This is a genomic window from Arthrobacter gallicola (assembly GCF_014836775.1).
In the GTDB taxonomy this organism is placed as follows: Bacteria; Actinomycetota; Actinomycetes; order Actinomycetales; family Micrococcaceae; genus Arthrobacter_B; species Arthrobacter_B gallicola.
In genome coordinates this window covers 19,322-24,635 of the sequence record NZ_JACSQD010000009.1, presented here as the reverse complement: position 1 = coordinate 24,635, position 5,314 = coordinate 19,322, and the positions used below count along the sequence as shown (strand labels likewise).

Annotated in this window: 5 protein-coding genes and 3 tRNA genes; 6 read left to right on the top strand and 2 right to left on the bottom strand. The window is 65.0% G+C overall.

Annotated features, from left to right (window positions below; translation table 11 throughout):
* Window position 1: 1 nt before the first annotated feature.
* Both H9639_RS16420 and H9639_RS16415 read left to right on the top strand, forming a co-directional pair.
* Window positions 2–74: transfer RNA gene (locus H9639_RS16420), tRNA-Lys, on the top strand.
* Between the two features lie 194 nt (window positions 75–268).
* Window positions 269–341: transfer RNA gene (locus H9639_RS16415), tRNA-Lys, on the top strand.
* Window positions 342–582: 241 nt separating this feature from the next.
* Here the strand turns inward: H9639_RS16415 and H9639_RS16410 are convergent.
* Complete coding sequence (locus tag H9639_RS16410; RefSeq protein WP_318242133.1) at window positions 583–981, bottom strand: MarR family winged helix-turn-helix transcriptional regulator; 399 nt, start codon at window positions 979–981, stop codon at window positions 583–585.
* Between the two features lie 241 nt (window positions 982–1,222).
* On the opposite strand from H9639_RS16410, the gene bcp reads away from it, so the two are divergent.
* The 3 genes from bcp (at window position 1,223) to H9639_RS16395 (ending at window position 2,924) form a co-directional block, all read left to right on the top strand.
* Window positions 1,223–1,690 (top strand): thioredoxin-dependent thiol peroxidase, encoded by a 468-nt coding sequence (bcp, locus tag H9639_RS16405; protein ID WP_191809160.1) that lies wholly within the window; start codon window positions 1,223–1,225, stop codon window positions 1,688–1,690.
* A 72-nt stretch (window positions 1,691–1,762) separates the two neighbouring features.
* Window positions 1,763–1,847: transfer RNA gene (locus tag H9639_RS16400), tRNA-Leu, on the top strand.
* A 120-nt stretch (window positions 1,848–1,967) separates the two neighbouring features.
* The gene (locus tag H9639_RS16395; protein ID WP_191809159.1) at window positions 1,968–2,924 is read left to right on the top strand and encodes a 2-hydroxyacid dehydrogenase; all 957 of its coding nucleotides are present in this window, start codon (window positions 1,968–1,970) and stop codon (window positions 2,922–2,924) included.
* Between the two features lie 31 nt (window positions 2,925–2,955).
* Here the strand turns inward: H9639_RS16395 and H9639_RS16390 are convergent, their stop codons facing one another.
* Window positions 2,956–3,396, bottom strand: a complete 441-nt coding sequence (locus H9639_RS16390; protein ID WP_191809158.1) for a hypothetical protein — start codon at window positions 3,394–3,396, stop codon at window positions 2,956–2,958.
* Between the two features lie 160 nt (window positions 3,397–3,556).
* Here H9639_RS16390 and ilvD point away from each other — a divergent pair, with 160 nt between their 5' ends.
* The gene (ilvD, locus tag H9639_RS16385) at window positions 3,557–5,260 is read left to right on the top strand and encodes a dihydroxy-acid dehydratase (protein WP_191809157.1); all 1,704 of its coding nucleotides are present in this window, start codon (window positions 3,557–3,559) and stop codon (window positions 5,258–5,260) included.
* Window positions 5,261–5,314 lie beyond the last annotated feature (54 nt).

Below are 5,314 nucleotides of genomic sequence, written 5' to 3'. Positions count from 1 at the left end.
AGCACCTCTAGCTCAATTGGCAGAGCAATTGACTCTTAATCAATGGGTTCCGGGTTCAAGTCCCGGGGGGTGCACAGTGCAGATAACCCCGCATCATCCGGTCAACTGGCCGGGTGGGGCGGGGTTGTCAGTTCCGGCGGCCAGCATGCCGGTGCCTCATTGCTCCGGTTCGGTGCGGTGGAAAAAAGCTGGTAGAGTAACTTGTCGTTGCTGATCGTCCAGGACCGCTGTCCAGCCTTGGAGAACGGCAGCGCAGCATCACCGCCAAGCACCTCTAGCTCAATTGGCAGAGCAATTGACTCTTAATCAATGGGTTCCGGGTTCAAGTCCCGGGGGGTGCACAGAATGAGCCCCGTCCAGAAGGTATTTCCTTCCGGGCGGGGTTTTTGTGTTCCACCAGGGTTCTGTTGCGCAGTGCCCTGCCGGGTCAGCCACAACGGTTTGCCGGCCCGCCCGACACTGAGTCCGACGGCTTAAACGACAGCGTGCACGCCCATGACAATGAGCGTGCACGCTGGAAAATCTGCTGCCGAACCGGGTTGGACCGGCCGGTGCCGGCCGGTGCCGTTCGGCGGTGCCCGGTTAAGCGGTCTGCTGCTCCGGGTTCAGCGGGGCATCGAGCGGGACCGGCAGGCCTGGAACGTCGACTGCCATGTGCCAGCGCGGATTCCCAAGTTCACGGATCACACTGCGCAGCTGGCTGCGCAGGTCCTCGGAAAGTAGTTCCCCGCCGTCGAGAAGTGTCCGCTCAATGTCGTGGGCCTCGCGCAGCGCCTCAATGCCTGCGGGAGTGATTGAAACCATGTGGCTGCGCTTGTCCAAGTCGTTTCGAACGCGCGTCACGTGGCCGTGCGACTCCAGTCTGGCCAGTGTCTTACCCATGGTCTGTGCCTGCACCCGGACCAGCTGTGCAAGGTGGGCCTGCGTCATGGGGCCCTGGGAATCCAGGACGCCAAGTGCAATGACGCCCGCGTGGGTCACCCCTATACGGACAAGTCGCTCATTCCAGGCATGCTCCACCAGGCGGGCGGCTGTTGATAAGAGGCGACCGGTGGGCCAATGCTCCATATCCGGCATAAAACTGAACTCTTCCTTTCGAGTACGGATTCGCCAGGCCCATCGGATAGCCTACAAATCCAAAGTCTAGGATATCCATCCGAAAGCCTGCTGTCGTCCTGTGACACAGCCGATGCGCAATCGATACCGAAGGAGCACCTGTTTCATGCCCAGACTAACCGTTGGTGACACCGCACCGGATTTCACCCTGACGGCGTCGGATTCCTCCGTCGTATCGCTCGCGGACCTGCGGGGCCGCAGCGTGATTGTGTATTTCTACCCTGCAGCGGCAACCCCGGGCTGCACCAAGGAAGCCTGCGACTTCCGGGACAACCTGAACTCCCTGTCCGCGGCCGGGTTTGCTGTGCTGGGAATCTCCCCGGACAAAGTGGAGAAGCTTGCCAAGTTCGCTGCGGATGAGGCCCTCACCTTCCCGCTGCTGTCCGATCCGGACCACGCCGTCGCCGAGGCGTACGGTGCCTGGGGAGAAAAGAAGAACTACGGCAAGGTGTACGAGGGTCTTATCCGGTCCACCGTGGTGGTGGACCCCGAAGGCAGGGTTGCCCTCGCCCAGTACAACGTGCGGGCCACCGGACATGTTGCCAAGCTTCGCCGTGATCTCGGTCTCGACTAAACCTCAGGTACACTAAAGCCTGGCCTTGGCCCGGATAACCGGTGTTTTACCCGGATAGCCGGCGCGGGCCGCGCGCGAGTGGCGGAATTGGCAGACGCGCTGGATTTAGGTTCCAGTGTCTTCGGACGTGTGGGTTCAAGTCCCTCCTCGCGCACCAAAGGGATGAGTCGAGACATCGTTTCCGGATGAGTCGCGGCTTAGGTAACACCCCGGTCTTCGGACCGGGGTGTTTTTCTTTGGCAAAGGGTCCGGTGCCTGCGCGCTAGGGTTATGTTGCATGTCACCAGAATCACGCGCAGTCAGAAACATCACCGTCCCCACCCAGGAACTTCTTGAGGCGCTGGGGACCCTGCCGGCCGGAATGCAGGCTGGAGTCTGGGATCTAGTGGGCGAGCCCCGCGGGCTGGACTATGCGGAGATCGACGCCGTCGTCACCCCCTACGCGAGTGCCACCGACTGGCGCTCCGGCGTCGCCCGGGTTCCGAACCTGCAGCTGCTCCAGGCCCAGACAACCGGGCATGACGGACTCCCGGAGCTGGTGGGCAGCGGCACCGCAGTGGCCAGCGCGGCCGGTGTCCACGCCGCAGCGACGGCGGAACTTGCGGTCGGGTTGATGCTCGCCTCACTCCGCGGCATAGACGCGGCAGTCCGTGACCAGTTGGATGCCCACTGGAATCCCCAGCGCTGGCCCGGCCTGGCGGACCGGCGCGTCCTGCTTGTGGGGGTCGGTGGCATCGGCCAGGAGATCGCGGCCCGGCTGGCTCCGTTCGAAGTGGAGCTCACTCGGGTCGGAAGCCGGGCCCGGGACGATGAACACGGGTACATCCACGGCACAGCTGAACTGGTCACGCTTGCAGCCGGTACCGATGTGCTGGTGCTGATCACTCCCTTGAACGATTCCACCCGGCATCTGGTGGGCCGGGAGGTGCTGGCAGCCCTTCCCGACGGCGCCCTGGTGGTCAATGTGGCCCGCGGAGCAGTCGTTGACACCGATGCGCTGACCGAAGAGGTGGTGTCAGGCCGGCTCAAGGCCGCCCTCGACGTCGTTGATCCTGAGCCGCTGCCGGCTGATCATCCGCTGTGGAAAGCGCAGAACGCTCTCCTGACGCCCCATGTGGGCGGGAACTCGGACGCGTTCACGCCCAGGATCCAGGCGTTCCTGCGCCGCCAGGTGGACCGGCTGGCCGACGGCCGTGAGCCGCTCAACCTCGTCCAGCGCGGTCCCTGGGCCTAACCCCGTCCTCCGCGGCCTGCGGTCACCGGCGCTAGGCGAGCTCCAGGAAGGTGTCCAGGAAGGAATCGAAGTCCTCCTGGTCCTCCTCCTGGAGTATCAACTGCCGGGGTCCGCGGCCGCCGGAGGGCAGCTGTGCCTCGGGCTCGACACTGAACCGGAACACCCGGCCGGTGGAGGTGCCCACTTCGTAGCTGCCGGGACCAACCTCATCTGCATGCGAGAGGTTGGTCGTGTTTATCGCCGTCGGCGGTTCCAGGCCTTCGAAGGCAAGGGGCGAGAACGGAGCGAAGACGATCTCCGCGGGGCGCCAGCGGTAGCCCAGCACGAAGTAGGCGGCGGATCCGGGCACCGGTGTTGCGCAGACCAGGTTGTAGTCACCGTAGTTAGGGATCTGCGTGTCGAAGATCCTGCGGAGCAGGGACTTCAGGGCTTCGCTGGACTGGACATCGGTTGAGCCGGGTTCCGGAGTCATGGTCCCCAGTCTATGGACAGGCTCTCCCATCCGGGGAAGCGCAGCCGGCCCGCGGGCGAACTTCCTCCTGCCGGACAGGCTGCGTAACCCGGGCGTAACAAGCAGCGGCACGGGACGGCGGATGCGCCCGGCGGGCCGGCTTGGGAATAGGATTTCGGGTATGAGCATGGAGAACACCCCTGACATCAAACCCCGCAGCCGAGTTGTAACCGACGGTATTCATGCAGCGCCTGCGCGCGGCATGTTCCGTGCTGTCGGAATGGGGGACGACGACTTCGCCAAGCCCCAGATCGGCATCGCCAGTTCCTGGAACGAAATTACCCCCTGCAACCTGTCGCTGAACCGGCTGGCCCAGGGCGCCAAGGAAGGCGTCCACGCGGGCGGCGGGTTCCCGATGCAGTTCGGCACCATCTCCGTCTCGGACGGTATCTCCATGGGTCACGAGGGCATGCACTTCTCCCTCGTCTCCCGCGAAGTCATTGCCGACTCGGTGGAGACCGTCATGATGGCGGAACGCCTCGACGGCTCCGTCCTGCTGGCCGGCTGCGACAAGTCCCTTCCGGGCATGCTGATGGCAGCCGCCCGCCTGGACCTCTCCAGCGTCTTCCTCTACGCCGGTTCGATCATGCCCGGCTTCGCGAAGATGGAAGACGGCACGGAGCGGGAAGTCACCCTGATTGACGCTTTCGAAGCCGTGGGTGCGTGCGCTGCCGGCAAGATGAGCCTCAAGGACCTGGACACCATCGAACGGGCCATCTGCCCGGGCGAAGGCGCCTGCGGCGGTATGTACACCGCCAACACGATGGCCTGCATCGGCGAAGCCCTGGGCATGTCCCTGCCCGGCTCCGCCGCTCCGCCCTCGGCTGACCGCCGCCGCGACGAGTTCGCCCGCAAGTCCGGCGAAGCCGTCGTGAACCTGCTGCGCAAGGGCATCACCGCCCGCGACATCATGACCAAGAAGGCCTTCGAAAACGCCATCGCCGTGACCATGGCCTTCGGCGGTTCCACGAACGCCGTCCTGCACCTGCTGGCCATCGCCCGCGAGGCCGAAGTTGACCTGACGCTCGAGGACTTCAACCGGATCGGCGACAAGATCCCGCACCTGGGCGACCTGAAGCCGTTCGGCCGCTACGTGATGTTCGACGTCGACAAGATCGGCGGCGTGCCGGTCATCATGAAGGCACTGCTCGACGCCGGCCTGCTGCACGGCGACTGCCTCACCGTCACCGGCAAGACCGTGGCCGAGAACCTCGAAGCCATCAACCCGCCGGATCCGGACGGCAAGGTCCTGCGTGCGCTGGACAACCCGATCCACAAAACCGGCGGCATCACCATCCTCCACGGCTCCATGGCTCCGGAAGGCGCCGTCGTCAAGAGCGCCGGCTTCGACGCCGACGTCTTCGAAGGCACCGCCCGCGTGTTCGAACGCGAGCAGGGTGCCCTGGACGCGCTCGACGCCGGAGAGATCCACGCCGGCGACGTCGTCGTCATCCGCTACGAAGGCCCCAAGGGCGGACCGGGCATGCGCGAAATGCTCGCCATCACCGGTGCGATCAAGGGTGCCGGGCTCGGCAAGGACGTCCTGCTGCTCACCGACGGCCGGTTCTCCGGCGGCACCACCGGCCTGTGCATCGGCCACGTGGCACCGGAAGCCGTCGACGGCGGTCCCATCGCCTTCGTCAAGGACGGGGACCGGATCCGCGTGGACATCGCCGCCCGCAGCTTCGACCTGCTGGTGGAGCCCGAAGAGCTCGAAGCCCGCAAGATCGGCTGGGAGCCCCTTCCGGCCAAGTTCACCAAGGGTGTCCTGGCCAAGTACGCCAAGATGGTCAACTCGGCTTCGACGGGTGCTTACTGCGGTTGAAACCCCTCCCCACCGGCTGATAAGGCCTCCCCGACGACGCCCGCTGGAGCGGAC